This window comes from Aeromonas sp. CD, assembly GCF_033349375.1.
In the GTDB taxonomy this organism is placed as follows: domain Bacteria; phylum Pseudomonadota; class Gammaproteobacteria; order Enterobacterales; family Aeromonadaceae; genus Aeromonas; species Aeromonas hydrophila.
Window position 1 is genome coordinate 2,057,688 of record NZ_CP137631.1, and the last position, 17,718, is coordinate 2,075,405.

Below are 17,718 nucleotides of genomic sequence, written 5' to 3' on the forward strand. Positions count from 1 at the left end.
TCAGGCTCCCACGGGAGCCTGAATGTATTGCGAAAGGCGCTGCTATGCCGGAGTCAGTAACGCCACTCGAAGCCGATGGCGTAATTGGCGGCGCCATAGCCCGGGATCTCGTTGCTGGAGAGCAGGGCCTTGAAGGTGAGCTGCGCAGTGAGCGGAATGCCGAGCCCCATGCCGAGGGCTACCTCGTCGTTGGTGTTGCCCATCATGTCGGCCCGGATCATCCGATAGAGCGACATGTCCTGGCTCATGTGCACATAGCTCTGGGAGGCGCGGTTGTAGAGTTGGCCGAACACTTCCAGCTGGAAACCTGCCTGGGGGGTGATGGCCAGCGGCACGCCGACGAAGTTGTAGAGATCGGAACGGTTGAAATAGCTGTTGGTGATCTGGGGGGTAAAGTCGGTCTGCTGATAGAGGCGGCTGAAGTTGCTCTCGATCAACTGATAGGTCTGCTGCGGCAACTGCAACAGGTAGTCGGGGACATCAAAACGCACACCCGCCATGCTGGCCGATGGCAGCAGGGCGCAGATGAGCAAACCAAAACCGGATAATCCTGAACGCATCGGATGAGGCATCCCCAAGGGTCGATAGGCCAACCGGCCGTTAGTGAAATGTTAGCGCACAAATAATTGAAACATCAGGAGTCTTTGCTCCCCTTCCCATTATGTCGCGGGGCGGGGGAGCGTACAGTCATTTAACCGTGAGGCAGGTCACATCTCACAGATTTTCGAGGTAGTGATAGAGGCTCTTGAGGATGGCAAAGTTCCGTTCGTTACCCTGATTCTGTTCGGCCAGCGCCTCGAGGCGCGGCACATAGTCCGGCAGACGGCGGCTGAAGTAGTCGCTGCAGTGCAGTCGCCAGCGCTTTTGCTCCGCTTCGCTCAAGGTGTGCGGCCAGTTGCGGGCACGGTAGCGGAACAGCATCTCCGGCAGCCGTGAGTCGGTGAAGGCAAACTCCCGCTCACCCAGCAGATCCGCCGGGGTGGCGCGCACCAGATCCATGGTGGACTTGTCGCCGTGACCGAAGAAGCCGGCGTAGAGCTGGGTATCCGGATCGCCGTCATTGTTGCCGGCAAACTCCTGATTGAACACTTCCACCAGTTTTTCCCGCACTTCGGGGTGGGCGCGCAGCAGATCCAGGCTCTTGCGGCACTGCTCCCGGTCGATGCCAAGCTGGTCGGCACGCTCCGCCGTCAGGGTGGCGGCCGGCGCCAGCACCGGGCACTTGTTGATGTGTACCAGCTTCACCGGAATACCGGCCAGATCCCCCAGCTCCTCTTTCTTGGTGTAGAGGCGCTCTCTGATCTCCTCGCTGGTGAGCTCGATGAGCGGGGTGGGGTCGCGGGTCAGGTCCACCATGATCACCGCGTTCTGGTTGCTGGGGTGCCAGGCGAGCGGCGAGACCCAGCTTGCACACCCCTGCCAGGGGGAGAACATGCCGGAGACGTGCACCAGCGGCTTCATGGTCACCACGTCGATGAGGGCCTTCACCTTGTTCTTGTTGCGAAGGTCAAACAGGTAGCTGAACAGCTTGGGCTGGGCCTTTTTCACCAGCTTGGCCATCTCGATGGTGGCCAGCACGTCGGAGAGCGCATCGTGGGCGTTGGCGTGGGCCACGCCGTTGGCTACTGTCAGCTTCTCCAGCTTGAAGCTCGGCTTGCCCTCTTCGTCAAACGCCCACTCGATCCCCTCCGGGCGCAGGGCGTAGCAGGCGCGCAGCATGTCGAGGATATCCCAGCGGGAGTTGCCGTTCTGCCAGGCGTAGGCATAGGGGTCATAGAAGTTGCGATAGAGGGTGTAGCGGGTCACCTCGTCATCGAAGCGGATGCTGTTGTAGCCCAGCACGCAGGTACCCGGGGTGGCGAACTGTTCGTGGATCTGACGGATGAAATCCGCCTCGCACAGCCCGTCCTTCATCGCTTTTTGCGGCGTGATGCCGGTGATCAGGCACGCCTCCGGCTCCGGCAGATAGTCAGCGGGCGGCTTGCAATAAATGACCAGCGGCTCGCCGATGAGGTTGAAATCCCCGTCGGTACGAATGCCGGCAAACTGCGCCGGTCTGTCCTTGGCCGGGCTGATGCCGAAGGTCTCGTAGTCGTGGAAGTAGAAGGTCGGCTCGCTGCCGGCGTGTGCTGTTTTGCTCATGTTGCTCGAGAGGGATATCCGATGACGGTGGCGCCTGGCGCCAGGGTGGGGGTGCCATGCACCTCGGTTGCCTGCATGGTAAACCATAGCGCAGGCAGAACGAAGGGCAGACCAGCCGGCTGCCGCTTTATTGGGCAGACCACAGTGGTGTTATTTGGCGATGTCTCTTACTTTTTGCTCCACCTGATAGGCAATGGCTTGAATATGCGCCAGCTCCAGTGTGCCCACTCTCAACTGGGGCAAGACTTTGGGCAGTGCGGCCGCACTGACGACATAGGGGGCGGTCGCCTTCTGGCACAGTTCGATATACCAGCCGGGTAGCACCAGGATCCCGCCCACCGGCACATCTGTCCCCGTGGCGCTGTTGAGCCAGTTACGCACCGAGGTGACGCTGCGCCTGACCTGTTCCAGCGGTTCAGTTTCTACATGATTTGGGAAGTGCAGCGCATTGTTTTCCACCCTCACCTTGAACTGCTTGGTACCGTCATTGATGGGTTTAGATCGTCCCTTGGTCTCGACAACGAAGACGCCATTGGGGGAGATGATTAGGTGGTCGATGTTGAACCCATCGAACGGGACATCGTGATAGACCCGATAGGGATGATCCTTGGGCCTGACTAGGTATTCGAGCTCCTGACCGACGGCCAGCTCACAGGCATAACCGAGTTTCAGATGTTGAAGGCGTCTGATGACCTGATAGGTGCGATAGGAGAAGTAGCTGAAGGCGCCTGCTGCCATTACCCCGAAAATGGCTAGCTGGTTGAGTGATACCCGAGTGCCGTCGAGGGTGTTTTGCAGTAGCGACGTGAGGGCAAACATGAGCAGTATCAAGGGGGTCATCAACATGAGGCCGAAGAGATCGATCCTTTGATCATCGATTTGCTCTTGCAGGGTATGACCAGCCGGCCTGAGCAGATCCCGGGTCAAGGGGCTGGTGTGATGCCGTTTGTACCTCTTCATGATGAGCGTTATGGCGCCAATCAGTAAAAATATGGGGCCCAAAAAGAGCAGGGCAATAGCCAGAATCGAGGTGACCACTGAGGGGAGTTCCATTCCATCTCCTTGAAATACGACAGACAACGAAATTATTACCGAACAATCCCTGTGTGGAAGTCTCTTTTTCCGCCCGAACAGAGGGTTGCAAGGGAAGGAGATAGGTCTGAAGGCAGGTAGAGCCTGTCGCCATGGGTATCAGGCAGGGCTCCACTTCTGATGCATGACGTTCTGCTCAGATCAGGAAACGGGAAAGAGTGGCATCAGGGTATGCAGGTCCAGCAGGGTGAAGAAGCCGCCTTCGTCGGGATACCAGCCGCTCGTGTCTATGTAGTACACATTGCCAAGGCGTGCTGGGCGGCCCACCGGGGTGTGCCCCACCACCAGGGCGACAAGATCCTCGACTCCACTCTCGTCCAGTCGCTCGATGCGGCGCCTTGACCAGAGGCAGACGTTCTTGATGGCTCGAAGCCTCCCACCGCTCACCCCCGCATCCAGTTTGTCCAGCAGGCCCTGCCAGGAGGAGAAGGGGCAATCGGCGTGGAGCAGCCCGGCCGGGCCGGCCGGGGTGGCCACCTCGATGGCGATGGGCAGGGTGCGGTAGTGGGCAGCGAACTTCTCCTGCTCGCCTGAAGTCAGCAGCTGAAACCAGCCGCCGCCGTTCTGGATCCAGTTCTGCAGCTCTCGTAACGGCAGACGTAGTCGTCGTGATTGCCGCAGACAGGGTGGAACCAGGGCCTGGCCAGCCACTCGAGCACCTGAGGGCAGTCGGGGCCGCGATCCGTCAGATCGCCCACGGAGAAGAGGCGATCCCGAACTGGATCGAATCCCGCCTGATCCAGAGCCTGTTCCAACTGCGAAAAATAGCCGTGGATATCGCCGACGGCAAGATCCCGCCCCAGAGGGTTGCGGGCGAAGCGTCTGATCAGCGGTGACGGGTTCATGGCTTGCCTCCTTGTCTGGTGTGACCGGCTCGCGCCGCCGGATGGCCGATGGGATGATCGGGGGCCCGTGGACAAGTGCAGCATGGCATGCTCTGCCTCGCCATTGTAGAGGCAGATGGGGGCTCTTTTGCGTCGAGGTGACAGGCGGCCTGCATAAAGGAGGGCGGTTTGCCACACGCCGTCAGAGCCTCGTCTGGCGGGGTGACATCTGTCCGCGCAATCAAAGAAACAGCCCCGCTGGCGGGGCTGTTGTCATGCTGGTGGCCACTGGCCTAAGAAGGCGTTAGTGGCAGAGCTTGTAGTAGACCTCGTTCCACTGCAGGGTCTGCTTGAGCTCGGGGATGCGGGTGTGCTCGTCGATGACCACAAACTCGATGCCCATGAGGTCGGCGAAGGTATGCAGCTGCTCGATATCCACCGACTGGGTGAACACCGAGTGGTGGGCGGCTCCGGCCAGGATCCAAGCCTCGGCGCTGGTCTGCAGGTCCGGCATGGGCTGCCACAGGGCGCTGGCCACCGGCAGTTTCGGCATGGCCTCTGGCAAGTCCACCACTTCCAGCTGATTGACCACCAGCCGGAAGCGGTTGCCCAGATCGATCAGGCTGGCATTGACCGCCTTGCCGGCGGGGGCCGCAAACAGCAGGCGGGCCGGGTCTGCCTTCTTGCCTATCCCTAAATGCTGGGCATCCAGCACGGGTTTATCGGCGGCGATGGAGGGGCAGACTTCCAGCATGTGAGCCCCCAGCACCAGGTTGTTGCCCGCCTCCAGGTGGTAGGTGTAGTCCTCCATGAAGGAGGTGCCGCCCGCAAGCCCGGCCCCCATTACCTTGAGGGTGCGCAGCAGGGCGGCGGTCTTCCAGTCCCCTTCCGCGCCAAAGCCGAAGCCTTGCTGCATCAGGCGCTGACAGGCGAGCCCCGGCAGCTGGTGCAGGCCGTGAAGGTCTTCAAAGGTGGTGGTGAAGGCGCCAAAGCCGCCGTCGGTGAGGAATTTCTTCATCCCCAGCTCCTGGCGCGCCGCCTCATAGAGGGAGGCGCGAAGCTCCCCGCCCGCCTGCACCGCCTCGGTCAGGGTGTAGCTCTCTTCGTATTCGGCCAGCAGCGCCTCGATGTCGCTTGCGGGCACGGCGTCGATCACCTTCACCAGGTCGCCGACCGGGTGGTAGTTCACCTGATAGCCGAACTGGATCTGGGCCTCAATCTTGTCGCCCTCGGTGACCGCCACGTTGCGCATGTTGTCGCCAAAGCGGGCGATCTTCAGGTGGCGGCTGTCGTGAATGGCGGCAGCGACCCGCATCCAGTTGCCCAGTTTGCGGTGGGCCTCTTCATCCTGCCAGTGACCGACCACCACGGTGCGCGGCAGCCGCAGGCGGGCCCCCATGAAGCCGAACTCACGGCCGCCGTGGGCGGTCTGGTTCAGGTTCATGAAGTCCATGTCGATCTCGCTCCACGGCAGATCCCGGTTGAACTGGGTGTGGAACTGCAGCAGGGGTTTTTGCAACTGACTCAGCGCCGGGATCCACATCTTGGCGGGGGAGAAGGTGTGCATCCACACCATGAGAGCGATGCAGCGCTCATCGTGATTGGCATCGCGGGCTACTGCACTGATCTCGTCGAGGGTGGTGCCGGTGGGTTTGAGCACGATCTTGACCGGCAGGCCGGCGCGCTCGTTGAGCTGGCTGGTGATGGTGTGGGCGTGATCGGCCACCTGCTTCAGGGTGGCGGCGCCATACAGGTGCTGGCTGCCGACCAGGAACCACACTTCCAGCTGTTTCATCAATTCCATCTTGGTGTCCTCTTTATGCTTTTGTCTGGCCGTAATAGGCGTGTTTGCCATGTTTGCGCTGGTAGTGCTTCTCCAGCAGGTAATCGGGCAGGGGGCGGGCTGCGGGGTTGATCTGGCCGGTGAGCCAGGCCATGCGCGCCACCTCTTCCAGCACCACGGCGTTGTGTACCGCGTCCTCGGCGTTCCTGCCCCAGCTGAAGGGGCCGTGGTTGGCCACCAGCACCCCCGGCATGGTGAGGATGGGGGTCTGCTTGAGGGTCTCGACGATGAGATGACCGGTCAGCCCCTCGTAATCCTCCTCCACCTCACCCGGGGTGAGCAGGCGCGAGCAGGGGATCTCGCCGTGGAAGTAGTCGGCCTGGGTGGTGCCGAAAATGGGGATGGGGCGCCCCGCCTGGGCCCAGGCGGTGGCGTGGGTGGAGTGGGTGTGCACCACGCCGCCAAGCTCCGGATAGGCGCGATAAAGCACCAGGTGGGTGGCGGTGTCGGAGGAGGGGCGCAAGGCGCCTTCCACCTGCTTGCCCGCCAGATCCAGCACCACCATGTCTTCCAGCAGCATCCGCTCGTAACTGACGCCGCTCGGCTTTATCACCACCAGGTTGCGCTCTCGGTCGATGCCGCTCACGTTGCCCCAGGTGAAGGTCACCAGCTCGTGGCGCGGCAGATCCAGGTTGGCGACGAGCACCTGCTCCTTGAGCATCTTGAGGTTCATGCCGGTACCCCCCGGTTGTAGAGCGGCTCGGCGGCAGCGCCCCAGGCGAGGTAGCGCTGGTAGAGACGCTCGTATTCGGCGACCCGCTCAGGGTCAGGCTGGTGGGTGCGCTCCACGGCGCTCGCCATGTGGTGCTGGGCCTTGGCCACATCGGCGTGGATGCCGGCCGCCACGGCGGCAAAGATGGCCGCCCCCAGGGCGCAGCACTGATCCGAGGCCACCACCTGGATGGGTCTGTTCATCACGTCGGCGCAGGTCTGCATCACGGTGGCCGACTTGCGGGCGATGCCGCCAAGGGCGATCACCTGCTCCACCGGCACCTGTTGATGGGTCATGCACTCCATGATGCTGCGGGCCCCGAAGGCGGTGGAGGCCACCAGGGCACCGAACAGGTCTGGTGCATCGGTGCCGAGGTTGAGCCCGGTGACGGTGCCCTGCAGGCGCTGGTTGGCGTATGGGGTGCGGCGACCGTTGAACCAGTCGAGCACCACCGGCAGGTGGGCCAGATCGCGCTGCTGCTCCCAGGCGGCGGCGAGGCTTGGCAGCAGCTCCCGCTTGTGGGCCTCGATGGCGGTGCGCAGCTCCGGATACTGGGCGGCGAGGCTCTCCAGCGGCCAGCCGAGCTGGCGCTGATACCAGGCATAGATGTCGCCGAACGCCGATTGTCCCGCCTCCAGCCCCACCATGCCCGGCACCACGCTGCCGTCCACCTGGCCGCAGATCCCGGCAATGGCGCGATCACCGATGGTGGCCTCGTCGGCGATCAGGATGTCGCAGGTGGAGGTGCCTATTACCTTGACCAGCGCATTGTTGCCGGCCCCGGCCCCCACCGCGCCCATGTGGCAGTCAAAGGCGCCACCGGAGATCACCACTTCGCAGGAGAGATGCAGCCGCTCCGCCCACTCGGGGGTCAGGGTGCCGACCGGCAGATCGGCGGTCCAGCTGTCGGTAAAGAGCGGGTAGTCGAGATCCTCGGTCAACAGCGGATCCAGCGCGTTGAGAAACTCGGCGGGGGGCAGGCCGCCCCAGCTCGGGTGCCAGAGGGACTTGTGGCCGGCGGAGCAGCGCCCGCGCCGGATGTCGGCCGGGGCCTGGGTGCCGCTCAGGATGGCGGGGACCCAGTCGCACAGCTCGACCCAGTTGCAGGCGGCGGCGCGCACCGCCGCGTCAGCGCGGGAGACGTGCAGGATCTTGGCCCAGAACCACTCGGAGGAGTAGACCCCGCCGATGTAGCGGCTGTAGTCGGGGAACTGGCCGCCGTGGCACAGGGCGGTGATGGCCTCGGCCTCCTCGATGGCGGTGTGATCCTTCCACAGCACGAACATGGCGTTGGGGTTGTCGGCAAACTCCGGACGCAGGGCCAGCACACGGCCCTCCTCGTCGATGGGGGCTGGCGTCGAGCCTGTGCTGTCCACCCCGATGCCGCGCACGGCGGTGCGCTGACGCGGGGTGAGCTGGCTCACCACCGCCACCACCGCCTGCTCCATGGATTCCAGATAGTCGAGGGGGTGGTGGCGGAACTGGTTGTTGACCGGCTGACAGTAACGACCGGCCTGCCAGCGCGGGTAATAGACGACCTGGGTTGCCAGCTCGGCGCCGTCGTGGCAGCGCACGGCGAGTGCCCTGACCGAATCGCTGCCGAAATCGAGTCCGATGGTGATCTGCTCGGACCTGGGGTGCTCAGACATAAGTGCTCCTGACCATCAATGAGGGGTGACTGGTGAGGAACCATAGGAGATGGACCGGACGGGCGGTTAGCCATTGGCTGCTGGAAATATGGATTTAAACGCTATGCCGGCAAGAGAGTGACGGCCATCGAAGATCCACTATGTGATTATTTTGCTGAAAACATAGACAAAACGGCTGCAATTTCATGGCGTGATCCTGCTCTCCATTTTTCCATGTGAAAACGATTACAACTTGGTTCGCTCAACTAGCAATAACAATAACGTCCTGTTTAAGCATGTTTTTATATGGCTGCGACTTGATTGACGCAACGAGCAGCACGGCGTGGATACATGGATTGATAGAACACCTGGAGACACTCGCATGAACAAAATCGTTAACAGCATGATCGCAATGGGGTTTGCCCTTGGTATGGCAAATTCTGCTTTCTCGGCCGAGGCATTGAAGCTGGGCTACCTGGTCAAACAGCCGGAGGAGCCCTGGTTCCAGACCGAATGGAACTTCGCCGACAAGGCGGGCAAGGATCTCGGCTTCGAGGTGATCAAGATCGCCGTCCCCGATGGCGAGAAGACCCTCAATGCCATCGACAGCCTGGCAGCCAACGGCGCCAAGGGCTTCGTCATCTGCACCCCTGATCCCAAGCTCGGGGCTGCCATCATGGCCAAGGCCAACAGCATGGATCTGAAGGTCATCACGGTGGACGACCAGTTCGTCAACGCCAAGGGCCAGCCCATGGAGCAGGTGCCGCTGGTGATGATGGCCGCCACCAAGATTGGTGAACGCCAGGGCCAGGAGCTCTACAAGGAGATGCAAAAACGTCAGTGGGACGTGAAGGCGACCGGGGTGCTCGCCATCACCGCCGACGAGCTCGACACCGCCCGCCGCCGGGTCGAAGGCTCCCTGAGCGCGCTCAAGGCCGCCGGTTTCCCCGAGGGGCAGATCTACCGCTCACCGACCAAGGCCAACGACATTCCGGGGGCACTGGATGCCGCCAACTCCATGCTGGTGCAGCACCCCGAGGTGAAGAACTGGCTCATCGTCGGCATGAATGACAACACAGTGCTGGGCGGCGTGCGCGCCACCGAAGGGCAGGGCTTCAAGGCCGAGAACGTCATCGGCATCGGCATCAACGGGGTGGATGCGGTGAACGAACTCTCCAAGTCCAGCGCCACCGGCTTCCTCGGCTCCCTGCTGCCAAGCCCGGACGTGCACGGCTACAAGAGCATCCAGATGCTCCATGACTGGGTGGTCAACGGCGCAGAACCTGCCAAGTTCACCGAGGTGACCGACGTGGTGCTCATTACCCGCGACAACTTCAAGGTCGAGCTGCAGAAAAAAGGTCTGTGATTGACGACATCTAAACCCTGATACCGAGACCGGCATGGCGGAGTACGCCATGCCGGTCGGCTGGAGTGAAACATGAATCAGTCAGTTCCTTATCTGGAGTTTTGCGGCATCAGCAAGGAGTTTCCCGGCGTCAAGGCGCTGAAGAATGTCTCCTTCTGCTGCCAGCAGGGCACGGTGCACGCGCTGATGGGGGAAAACGGCGCGGGCAAGTCCACCCTGCTCAAGATCCTGAGCGGTTTTCAGTCGCCCACCACCGGGGTGGTGAAGCTGGCCGGCCAGGAGCGGGTCTTTCAGAGCACGGTCGATGCGCTGGAGAGCGGGATCGCCATCATCTATCAGGAGTTGCATCTGGTGCCCGAGATGACGGTGGCCGAGAACATCTACCTCGGTCAGCTGCCGACCCGGCGCGGGGTCATCGATCGGGAGAAGCTCTATCAGGATGCGGCCAGGCAGCTGGCGCGCCTCGGCATGGACGTCTCCCCCGAGACGCCGCTCAAGTACCTGTCGCTCGGGCAGTGGCAGATGGTGGAGATCGCCAAGGCGCTGACCCGGGATGCCAGCGTCATCGCCTTCGACGAGCCGACCAGCAGCCTGTCGTCGCGCGAGATCGAGCAGCTGTTTCGGGTCATCCGCCAGCTGCGTGACGAGGGCAAGGTCATTCTCTACGTCTCCCACCGGATGGACGAGATCTTCGCCCTGTGCGACGCCATCACGGTATTCAAGGATGGCCAGTTTGTGCGCACTTTCGCCTCCATGGCCGAGGTGGACCGGGATCTGCTGGTCAAGACCATGGTGGGGCGCGAGCTGACCGACATCTATGGCTACAGCCCAAGGCCGCTCGGCGAGGCGGGCCTCAAGGTAGATAACCTGATGGGGCCTGGGCTCAAGGCGCCGGTATCGTTCGAGGTCAAACGTGGGGAGATCCTCGGCATCTTCGGGCTGGTGGGGGCCGGGCGCAGCGAGCTGATGAAGCTCATCTTCGGCGCCGACAAGATGCACAGCGGCGAGATCGCGGTGTTCGGCAAGCCGGTGGTCATCGGCAGCCCCATCGACGCCATTCGCAGCGGCATCATGCTCTGCACCGAAGACAGGAAGGCGCTCGGCATCATCCCCATTCACTCGGTGCAGGAGAACATCAACATCAGTGCCCGCCGTCACCACGCGTGGGGGGGCTTCTGGATCAACCAGCAGTGGGAGGACGAGAACGCGAGGCTGCGGATCCGCGACATGCGGGTCAAGACCCCGTCTCCCCAGCAGGCCATCATGAACCTCTCCGGTGGCAACCAGCAGAAGGCCATTCTGGGGCGCTGGCTCTCCGAGGACATGAAGGTCATCTTGCTCGACGAGCCGACCCGCGGCATCGACGTCGGGGCAAAGAACGAGATTTACAACGTGATTTACGATCTGGCCAAGGTGGGCATCGCCGTGGTGGTGGTATCCAGCGAGCTGCCGGAAGTGCTGGGCATCGCGGACCGGATCATGGTCATGCGGGAGGGGGAGATCGCCGGCGAGCTTTCCCACGACGAGGCCAACGAGGTCAAGGCGCTCAATCTGGCCATGCCGGCCCGTTGATCTGCTGACCGCAACGAGATAGCACCCGGAATTTTCAGGAGAAATACCATGACAACTACTACCTCAGTCGGCCAGGCCGCCAGCGCCGCGACGGCCAGCGGCTCCCGCCTGCAACTGGCCCGCGTCTGGGATCAATACGGCATGCTGGTGATCTTCGCCATCCTGTTCCTGCTAGCCTGCGTGCTGGTGCCCAACTTCGCCAGCCTGATCAACATGCGCGGGCTCGGGCTCGCCGTCTCCATGTCGGGCATGGTGGCCTGCGGCATGCTGTTCTGCCTCGCCTCCGGCGAGTTCGACATGTCGGTGGGCTCCGTGGTGGCCTGCTCCGGCGTCGCCTGCGCGGTGGGCATCAACGCCACCGAGAGCATCACGGTCGGCATCCTGGCCGGCATGTCGGTGGGAGTGCTGTTTGGCCTCATCAACGGCATCGTCGTGGCCAAATTCAAGATCAACGCCCTCATCACCACCCTCGCCACCATGCAGATGGCGCGCGGGGTGGGCTACATCATCTCCGACGGCAAAGCGGTGGGCATCGTCGAGGAACGTTTCTTCGAGCTCGGCAACTCCGCCCTGCTCGGCATCCCGACCCCGGTCTGGCTGACCGCCGTCTGCTTCGTGCTGTTCGGCCTGCTGCTTAACAAGACCACCTTCGGTCGCAACACCCTGGCCATGGGGGGCAATGAGGAGGCGGCGCGTCTGGCCGGGGTCAACGTGGTGCGCACCAAGATCATCATCTTCACCATGACCGGGCTGATTGCCTCCATCGCCGGCATCATACTCGCCTCGCGCATGACCTCGGGCCAGCCGATGACCTCCATCGGCTTCGAGCTGGTGGTGATCTCCGCCTGCGTACTGGGGGGCGTCTCCATGAAGGGGGGGATTGGCAAGATCTCCTACATCATCGCCGGGGTGCTGATCCTGGGGCTGATGGAGAACGCCATGAACCTGCTCAACATCTCCCCGTTTGCCCAGTACGTGGTGCGTGGCCTCATCCTGCTCGCCGCCGTGCTGTTCGACCGCTACAAGCAGGTGCGCAAGGCGCGCATCTGATCCTGTCCAACCGGTGCAGGCCCGCGTGCTGCGGGCCTGCCGAGGGTTACCCCATGGCGCACGACACATCCCGTTGTGAGCCAGTTCACCAATTTCACACGGCGCCGCGCGCCGGATAGCGCGTTCCCAAGGTGAGTCTTTACAATGGCCCAAGCCGATTTTTTTACCCAAGCGCTGTTTTCCGCCATGTCCTCGATACAAAAAGAGAAGCCGAAACAACTCAACCCCCTGCTGCCGGGCTACGCCTTCGACGTCTTCCTGGTCTCGGGCATGACCCCCATCGAGCAGGGGAGTGCGCTCGACTTCATCATCGACCGGCCCCAGGGGATGAAGGGCTTCATCGTCAATCTGACCATCAGGGGCAAGGGGCAGATCTTTCAGGGGGAGCAGGCCTTCACCGTGGAGCCCGGCGACCTGCTGTTGTTTCCGCCGGCGGCGGTGCACCATTACGGTCGGGCGCCAGATGCGCAAGCGTGGTACCACCGCTGGGTCTATTTCCGGCCGCGGGCCTATTGGGCCGACTGGCTCAAGTGGCCGCAGGTGACGGAGCGGGTGGGGCGATTGCAACTGGCGGACGCCGCCTTGCTCGCCGAGTTCGATGCCCTGTTCCTCGACATCGAGGAGACCCACCAGCAGCTGCGACCCATGTCGGAGCAGCTGGCGATGAACCTGCTGGAGCGGCTGCTCATTCGCTGCTACGAAGCCTCCTCCCTGGATGCCTATCCCGCCATCGACCATAGAGTTCACCAGGCGTGCCAGATCTTAAGCGAGTCGCTCTGCGCCGAGATCTCGGTGGAGGCGCTGGCCGAGCAGGTGTTCTTGTCCCCGTCACGGCTGGCCCACCTGTTTCGCGAGCAGGTGGGGGTGAGCATAGTGCGCTGGCGCGAGGATCAGCGGATCATGCGGGCCAAGCTGCTGCTGCAGACCACACCGCTGTCGGTGGCCACCATCGGCCAGCAGGTGGGCTATGACGATCAGCTCTACTTCTCGCGGGTGTTTCGAAAGCGGGTGGGGGTGAGCCCCACCGAATACCGCAAGTGCGCCACCCCACTGTGATCCTTCTTGCCTGAGGCCGCGGCCCATCCTGTTCCATCAGTGGTCACCCCATGATGGGGTGGTTGCCTGGGGCAGGGGCCGCTGCTTACTTCATCACTCCTCGTCGATAGCGGCGAAACGCTCCACCAGATAGTCGATGAGGGCTCGCACCGAGGGGAGCAGGCCGCGCCGGGAGGGGAACACGGCGTGGATGAGTTCGGGCTTCGGCTCCCAGGCAGGCACTACCTTGACCAGGGTGGCGGCGGTCAGCTGCTCCTGCACCATCAACAGCGGCAACTGCACCACCCCGACCCCGGCAAGCGCCGCACTGCGCAGCGCCACCATGTCGGTGGTGACGAAGCGGGGCTGGTGGGTGAGGTCGGCATGCGCCCCCTGCGGCCCGAACAGCGACCAGAGGTAGTGCTGCCGCGGCGCCCCCAGCCCCATGCTGGGCCAGCCGTGCAGATCCGCCGGCGCGGTGGGCAAGCCCTGCTGTGCGACGAGTGCCGGGCTGGCCACCAGGCACTGGCGACGCTGCGCCAGTATCCGGATCACCAGCTCGCTGTCCTGCAGCGGCGCTGGCCTGACCCGGATGGCCACATCGACCCCTTCGGCGATGGGGTCGACCCGCCGATTGGTCCCTTCCAGCTCGACCCTGATCTGCGGGTGACGGGCCATGAAATCCGCCAGCATGGGGCCGATATGGGTGTGCAGCAGGGCGATGGGGCAGCTCATGCGGATCAGCCCGCAGGGCTCGGCCCGGATCATCTCGATGGCGGCCTGCGCCGCCTCGGCCTCAACCAGCATCGCCTTGCAGTGTTCGTAGTAGGTGCGGCCCAGCTCGGTCACCGCAAACTGACGGGTCGAGCGCTGGAGCAGCCGCACGCCGAGCCGCTCTTCGAGCTGCGCTATCCGGCGGCTGAGGCGGGATTTGGGCATGCCAATGGCGCGCCCAGCGGGGGCAAAGCCGCCGTGATCCACCACTTGGACGAAATAGTAGAGATCGTTCAGATCCTGCATAGGGTGCTCTCATCGTTCCGAAAATAGGACGCTGATGCCCAATTTAGCAGTCTACCCACCTGTTCGTCTCGAAACTATGCTGTCTCCAGTGTTCAATTCCACCGGATATGTCAGGAGCGACAGATGAAAAAGATCCTCGGCGTTTACAGCGCCCCCCGTCCTCACTGGGTAGGCGACGGCTTTCCCGTCCGCTCTCTCTTCTCCTACAACAGCCACGGCAAGCAGCTGAGCCCCTTCCTGCTGCTCGACTATGCCGGCCCGGCCAACTTTTCGCCGACCAGCCGGCCGCGCGGGGTGGGTGAACATCCCCATCGCGGTTTCGAGACGGTGACCATCGTCTACAAGGGCGAAGTGGCGCACCGGGATTCGACCGGTCAGGGCGGCGTGATAGGCCCGGGCGATGTGCAGTGGATGACCGCCGGTGCCGGTATCCTGCACGAGGAATTTCATGCCCCGGCCTTCAGCGAGTCGGGCGGTGAGCTCGAGATGGTGCAGCTGTGGGTGAATCTGCCGAGCCGGCACAAGATGACGCCACCCGGTTACCAGCCCATCCTGGCGGGCGACATTCCGACGGTGGCACTGGCCAGCGACGCGGGGTCGGTGCGGGTCATCGCCGGCGAGTTTGAGGGGATCCGTGGCCCGGCCCATACCTTCAGCCCGCTGCATGTCTGGGATCTGCGTCTGGTGCAGGGCAGTGTCAGCACACTCGAGTTGCCCGAAGGCTGGACCGGTGCGCTCATCGTGCTCAAGGGGATCGTGCAGGTCAACGGCAGTGCCATCGCCCGGGAGGCGCAGATGGTGGTGCTGGACCGGGCAGGGCGGCAGGTGCTGATCGAGGCAAACAGCGACGCCACTGTGCTGCTGCTGAGCGGCGAGCCCATCGAGGAGCCCATCGTGGGTCACGGGCCCTTCGTGATGAACAGCCATGAGGAGATAGTGCAGGCCATCGATGACTTCAACAGCGGCAGATTCGGCATGATGCCGGAGTGATAAATGGACAAGGCCCTCCCATGAGGGCCTTGTTTTTATGAGGCTGCGGATCAGCGCTGACGGGCCTTGAACCTGGGGTTGCTCTTGCAGATCACGAACAGCTTGCCGCGGCGGCGGACAATCTGGCAATCGGGGTGGCGTGACTTGGCGGATTTGAGGGAAGAGAGGACTTTCATGACTGCGCTTTTCCTTTGTTGAAGAACTGACCGAAACGCTGGCCGAAACGGGCGACCTGACCTTCCTTGCTCACCTGCTTCTGCTTGCCGGTATAGAAAGGGTGTGACGCACTGGAGACATCCAGCGTCACATAGGGGTAGGTGTTGCCGTCTTCCCACAGCTTGGAGCGATCGGTCTTGAGGGTGGAGCCCACCAGAAAATAGGTGTTGGCGGTCAGGTCGTGGAACAGAACCTGACGGTACTCGGGGTGAATGTCGGGACGCATGATGCTGGCCTCATAATTTGATTGTTATAACATAACAAATAAATCATGCCTTTGTTGAGAATAGATATCAACAATTTTTTGTCTTGTGTGGTGATGGGGTGATACGCCGAACGAGGTTCTGCCTCCCCGGCAAGCAGAGTAACCGGCGGGGTTTGGTGATGTTGCAGCAGGGTTGGCAACAAGAGGTTGATGATGGGCTTTACTTTTGATTTTTACTGTATAAAAATACAGTTATAAATCATGGAGAAGTATCCTATGCGTCTGGAAATCATCATCGACAAAAAACATCAGGTGCCCACCTCGACCATGGAGGCGCTGCGTCAGGAGCTGCTCAAGCAACTGGGCGAGAAGTTTCCCGACCTGCATGTGCGGGTCGCCCCCGGTAGCGCCATGGCACTGACGGTCAGCCGCGCCAGCAAGGAGGACAAGGAGCTGGCTGAAGCCATGGTGCAGGAGGTATGGGAGAATGCCGACAGCTGGATGCCGGAGAGTGTTGCCTCCTGAGCCTGGTGGCCGGGATTTTATCTAGCGCCTCTCTTGCCGAACAAAAAACGCAGCCCACGGCTGCGTTTTTTGTTGCTGCTGGGATGAGCTCCCGAGCTGATCGTGCGTCAGCACTCAGCCTTTACTCCTCAATCGTCAAAGCCCGGCCCAGCGTTTGAGGCTGTTGACCTGTACCCGCTGATCGGCCTGGGCAATGTCGCCGCTGGCGCGCAGAGCCTTGAGGGCGACGGGCAGGGCGGCCCGCACTTCGCTGGCCGTCATGCCGGCCTGCAGGGCCGGGTGATAGGCAAGCTTGAGCAGAACGTAATCGAGCCCGGTCGGGAAGCTGTCGATGCTGTTGTCGTTGAAGATGGAGGGGAACACCTTGTCCGAATCGTTGGGCAACCCCATCACCTGGGTGAGCTCCTCCACCACGCAGTCGAGAAAGCGCCCCTTGGCCCGGCTGTAATCCACCGGAATGATGATGGTGGCGCGGGCCATCTCGCGGCGGGTATTGGTGGTGAAGTTGGCCATGCAGAGCCCCTCCTTGAGCGCGGTCTTGACGGAGGCATCCTGCCCCATGGTGCGCTTGGCCCAGCTCGCCATCTTGGCGCGTTCGGTCATGATCAGGGTGATGTTGGGCCGCTCGCTGACCAGGACGATGGGGCGACCTATGATGCCGGCCAGATGCTGGCTCTGTACTCTGACCACCTCGCTTTGCAGCGCCTTGTCGCCAAATTCGTTGACCAGCTTGAGCCGGATGGGCTGTTCCCAGCGGGAGAAGTGCACGTTCTGTTCGTGGCCGTACTCCCGCTTCATGGCGACTTCGAAGAAACTCTCGGTGAGATAGGCATCGCTCTGCCAACGCTCGGCGGCCTGCAGCCAGGGGCTCAGCAACAGGAGCGCCACCAGCCAGCGGCCGAGCGGTCGGCAGCGGCCTGAATGGCACACGGCAAGGTAACGGCGCAATGAAGTCATGTCTCCTCCTTGAAACAGTCGGGATCAGCGCGTGGCCCGTTCGAGATCGCGCCAGGTGAGCCAGAGCCGCAGATCAAACTCCAGTTGATGATAGTCGGGCTCCATATGCTGACAGAGCTGATAAAAGCCCTTGTTGTGATCCTTCTCCTTCAGGTGGGCCAGCTCGTGCACCACGATCATCTTCAGGAAGGCCGGGTGGGCCTCCTTGAACAGGGCGGCGATGCGGATCTCGTTCTTGGCCTTGAGCTTGCTGCCCTGCACCCGGCTCACATAGGTGTGCAGGCCGAGGGCATCCTTGATCACGTTGATCTTGCCGTCGAAGATCACCTTGGAAAGCGGTGCTGAGCTTTTCAGGTAGCGGTTCTTCAGCTCCATGGTGTAGGCGAGCAGCGCCTTGTCACTCTGGATGAGGTGGGTCTCTGGATAACGCTTGGCCAGCACGTCCCCCAGCTTGCCCGCCGCGATCAGCTGTTGCACCTGGGCCTTGAGGGGCTCGGGGTAGCCACCGAGGTAGGTCAGTTCCGCCATGTCTGCATTACTC

The 17,718-nt window shown here is 62.4% G+C and carries 19 protein-coding genes; 6 read left to right on the forward strand and 13 right to left on the reverse strand.

What is annotated here, in order from left to right; translation table 11 throughout:
- Window positions 1-53: 53 nt before the first annotated feature.
- From R2E40_RS09660 to R2E40_RS09695, 8 genes are all read right to left on the reverse strand, one after another.
- Complete coding sequence (locus tag R2E40_RS09660) at window positions 54-560, reverse strand: hypothetical protein (protein ID WP_039214596.1); 507 nt, start codon at window positions 558-560, stop codon at window positions 54-56.
- Window positions 561-714: 154 nt separating this feature from the next.
- The gene (gene sbcB / locus R2E40_RS09665; RefSeq protein WP_318165319.1) at window positions 715-2,142 is read right to left on the reverse strand and encodes an exodeoxyribonuclease I; all 1,428 of its coding nucleotides are present in this window, start codon (window positions 2,140-2,142) and stop codon (window positions 715-717) included.
- Window positions 2,143-2,292: 150 nt separating this feature from the next.
- On the reverse strand, window positions 2,293-3,195 hold the full coding sequence (locus tag R2E40_RS09670) for a nuclease-related domain-containing protein (protein ID WP_226033410.1): 903 nt from the start codon (window positions 3,193-3,195) through the stop codon (window positions 2,293-2,295).
- A 180-nt stretch (window positions 3,196-3,375) separates the two neighbouring features.
- Complete coding sequence (locus R2E40_RS09675) at window positions 3,376-3,885, reverse strand: hypothetical protein (protein ID WP_226033411.1); 510 nt, start codon at window positions 3,883-3,885, stop codon at window positions 3,376-3,378.
- Window positions 3,771-4,079: a metallophosphoesterase gene (locus R2E40_RS09680; protein ID WP_226033412.1), complete on the reverse strand. Its 309-nt coding sequence runs from the start codon at window positions 4,077-4,079 to the stop codon at window positions 3,771-3,773. Before R2E40_RS09680 ends, R2E40_RS09675 begins: the two co-directional genes overlap by 115 nt.
- A 283-nt stretch (window positions 4,080-4,362) precedes the next feature.
- Window positions 4,363-5,862, reverse strand: coding sequence for an L-arabinose isomerase (gene araA / locus R2E40_RS09685; RefSeq protein WP_318165320.1), 1,500 nt, complete (start codon window positions 5,860-5,862; stop codon window positions 4,363-4,365).
- Between the two features lie 13 nt (window positions 5,863-5,875).
- Window positions 5,876-6,574: an L-ribulose-5-phosphate 4-epimerase gene (locus tag R2E40_RS09690; RefSeq protein WP_039214609.1), complete on the reverse strand. Its 699-nt coding sequence runs from the start codon at window positions 6,572-6,574 to the stop codon at window positions 5,876-5,878.
- The gene (locus R2E40_RS09695) at window positions 6,571-8,262 is read right to left on the reverse strand and encodes a ribulokinase (RefSeq protein WP_318165321.1); all 1,692 of its coding nucleotides are present in this window, start codon (window positions 8,260-8,262) and stop codon (window positions 6,571-6,573) included. Before R2E40_RS09695 ends, R2E40_RS09690 begins: the two co-directional genes overlap by 4 nt.
- A 361-nt stretch (window positions 8,263-8,623) precedes the next feature.
- Between R2E40_RS09695 and R2E40_RS09700 the strand changes: the two genes are divergently transcribed.
- The 4 genes from R2E40_RS09700 to araC all read left to right on the forward strand — a co-directional run bounded on the left by R2E40_RS09700 (window position 8,624) and on the right by araC (window position 13,285).
- Window positions 8,624-9,607, forward strand: coding sequence for an arabinose ABC transporter substrate-binding protein (locus tag R2E40_RS09700; protein ID WP_011705778.1), 984 nt, complete (start codon window positions 8,624-8,626; stop codon window positions 9,605-9,607).
- 72 nt (window positions 9,608-9,679) lie between these two features.
- Window positions 9,680-11,179 carry an L-arabinose ABC transporter ATP-binding protein AraG gene (gene araG, locus R2E40_RS09705; RefSeq protein WP_043163159.1) on the forward strand — a complete coding sequence of 500 codons (1,500 nt, stop codon included), beginning with the start codon at window positions 9,680-9,682 and terminating at the stop codon, window positions 11,177-11,179.
- Window positions 11,180-11,227: 48 nt separating this feature from the next.
- On the forward strand, window positions 11,228-12,229 hold the full coding sequence (gene araH / locus R2E40_RS09710) for an L-arabinose ABC transporter permease AraH (RefSeq protein WP_029303215.1): 1,002 nt from the start codon (window positions 11,228-11,230) through the stop codon (window positions 12,227-12,229).
- A 144-nt stretch (window positions 12,230-12,373) separates the two neighbouring features.
- The gene (gene araC, locus R2E40_RS09715) at window positions 12,374-13,285 is read left to right on the forward strand and encodes an arabinose operon transcriptional regulator AraC (RefSeq protein WP_372587768.1); all 912 of its coding nucleotides are present in this window, start codon (window positions 12,374-12,376) and stop codon (window positions 13,283-13,285) included.
- A gap of 93 nt (window positions 13,286-13,378) precedes the next feature.
- On the opposite strand, the gene R2E40_RS09720 is transcribed toward araC, so the two are convergent.
- Window positions 13,379-14,284, reverse strand: coding sequence for a LysR family transcriptional regulator (locus R2E40_RS09720; protein WP_318165322.1), 906 nt, complete (start codon window positions 14,282-14,284; stop codon window positions 13,379-13,381).
- A gap of 123 nt (window positions 14,285-14,407) precedes the next feature.
- Between R2E40_RS09720 and R2E40_RS09725 the strand changes: the two genes are divergently transcribed.
- On the forward strand, window positions 14,408-15,274 hold the full coding sequence (locus tag R2E40_RS09725; RefSeq protein ID WP_318165323.1) for a pirin family protein: 867 nt from the start codon (window positions 14,408-14,410) through the stop codon (window positions 15,272-15,274).
- A gap of 50 nt (window positions 15,275-15,324) precedes the next feature.
- Here the strand turns inward: R2E40_RS09725 and ykgO are convergent, their stop codons facing one another.
- Window positions 15,325-15,450, reverse strand: coding sequence for a type B 50S ribosomal protein L36 (gene ykgO, locus R2E40_RS09730; protein WP_005300174.1), 126 nt, complete (start codon window positions 15,448-15,450; stop codon window positions 15,325-15,327).
- Window positions 15,447-15,716, reverse strand: coding sequence for a type B 50S ribosomal protein L31 (locus R2E40_RS09735; RefSeq protein WP_201886267.1), 270 nt, complete (start codon window positions 15,714-15,716; stop codon window positions 15,447-15,449). Before R2E40_RS09735 ends, ykgO begins: the two co-directional genes overlap by 4 nt.
- Before the next feature lie 255 nt (window positions 15,717-15,971).
- Here R2E40_RS09735 and R2E40_RS09740 point away from each other — a divergent pair, with 255 nt between their 5' ends.
- Window positions 15,972-16,220: a DinI family protein gene (locus tag R2E40_RS09740; protein ID WP_011705785.1), complete on the forward strand. Its 249-nt coding sequence runs from the start codon at window positions 15,972-15,974 to the stop codon at window positions 16,218-16,220.
- Window positions 16,221-16,355: 135 nt separating this feature from the next.
- Here the strand turns inward: R2E40_RS09740 and R2E40_RS09745 are convergent, their stop codons facing one another.
- Window positions 16,356-17,177: a DUF2927 domain-containing protein gene (locus tag R2E40_RS09745; protein WP_318165324.1), complete on the reverse strand. Its 822-nt coding sequence runs from the start codon at window positions 17,175-17,177 to the stop codon at window positions 16,356-16,358.
- A 24-nt stretch (window positions 17,178-17,201) separates the two neighbouring features.
- The gene (locus tag R2E40_RS09750) at window positions 17,202-17,705 is read right to left on the reverse strand and encodes a M48 family metallopeptidase (RefSeq protein WP_011705787.1); all 504 of its coding nucleotides are present in this window, start codon (window positions 17,703-17,705) and stop codon (window positions 17,202-17,204) included.
- Between the last annotated feature and the right edge of the window lie 13 nt (window positions 17,706-17,718).

What these genes read in the sequence shown, in the direction of transcription:
- R2E40_RS09660 (WP_039214596.1), bottom strand. Translation starts at nt 560, where the DNA reads ATGCGTTCAGGATTATCCGGTTTTGGTTTGCTCATCTGCGCCCTGCTG.
- sbcB (WP_318165319.1), bottom strand. Translation starts at nt 2,142, where the DNA reads ATGAGCAAAACAGCACACGCCGGCAGCGAGCCGACCTTCTACTTCCAC.
- R2E40_RS09670 (WP_226033410.1), bottom strand. Translation starts at nt 3,195, where the DNA reads ATGGAACTCCCCTCAGTGGTCACCTCGATTCTGGCTATTGCCCTGCTC.
- R2E40_RS09680 (WP_226033412.1), bottom strand. Translation starts at nt 4,079, where the DNA reads ATGAACCCGTCACCGCTGATCAGACGCTTCGCCCGCAACCCTCTGGGG.
- araA (WP_318165320.1), bottom strand. Translation starts at nt 5,862, where the DNA reads ATGGAATTGATGAAACAGCTGGAAGTGTGGTTCCTGGTCGGCAGCCAG.
- R2E40_RS09690 (WP_039214609.1), bottom strand. Translation starts at nt 6,574, where the DNA reads ATGAACCTCAAGATGCTCAAGGAGCAGGTGCTCGTCGCCAACCTGGAT.
- R2E40_RS09695 (WP_318165321.1), bottom strand. Translation starts at nt 8,262, where the DNA reads ATGTCTGAGCACCCCAGGTCCGAGCAGATCACCATCGGACTCGATTTC.
- R2E40_RS09700 (WP_011705778.1), top strand. Translation starts at nt 8,624, where the DNA reads ATGAACAAAATCGTTAACAGCATGATCGCAATGGGGTTTGCCCTTGGT.
- araG (WP_043163159.1), top strand. Translation starts at nt 9,680, where the DNA reads ATGAATCAGTCAGTTCCTTATCTGGAGTTTTGCGGCATCAGCAAGGAG.
- araH (WP_029303215.1), top strand. Translation starts at nt 11,228, where the DNA reads ATGACAACTACTACCTCAGTCGGCCAGGCCGCCAGCGCCGCGACGGCC.
- araC (WP_372587768.1), top strand. Translation starts at nt 12,374, where the DNA reads ATGGCCCAAGCCGATTTTTTTACCCAAGCGCTGTTTTCCGCCATGTCC.
- R2E40_RS09720 (WP_318165322.1), bottom strand. Translation starts at nt 14,284, where the DNA reads ATGCAGGATCTGAACGATCTCTACTATTTCGTCCAAGTGGTGGATCAC.
- R2E40_RS09725 (WP_318165323.1), top strand. Translation starts at nt 14,408, where the DNA reads ATGAAAAAGATCCTCGGCGTTTACAGCGCCCCCCGTCCTCACTGGGTA.
- ykgO (WP_005300174.1), bottom strand. Translation starts at nt 15,450, where the DNA reads ATGAAAGTCCTCTCTTCCCTCAAATCCGCCAAGTCACGCCACCCCGAT.
- R2E40_RS09735 (WP_201886267.1), bottom strand. Translation starts at nt 15,716, where the DNA reads ATGCGTCCCGACATTCACCCCGAGTACCGTCAGGTTCTGTTCCACGAC.
- R2E40_RS09740 (WP_011705785.1), top strand. Translation starts at nt 15,972, where the DNA reads ATGCGTCTGGAAATCATCATCGACAAAAAACATCAGGTGCCCACCTCG.
- R2E40_RS09745 (WP_318165324.1), bottom strand. Translation starts at nt 17,177, where the DNA reads ATGACTTCATTGCGCCGTTACCTTGCCGTGTGCCATTCAGGCCGCTGC.
- R2E40_RS09750 (WP_011705787.1), bottom strand. Translation starts at nt 17,705, where the DNA reads ATGGCGGAACTGACCTACCTCGGTGGCTACCCCGAGCCCCTCAAGGCC.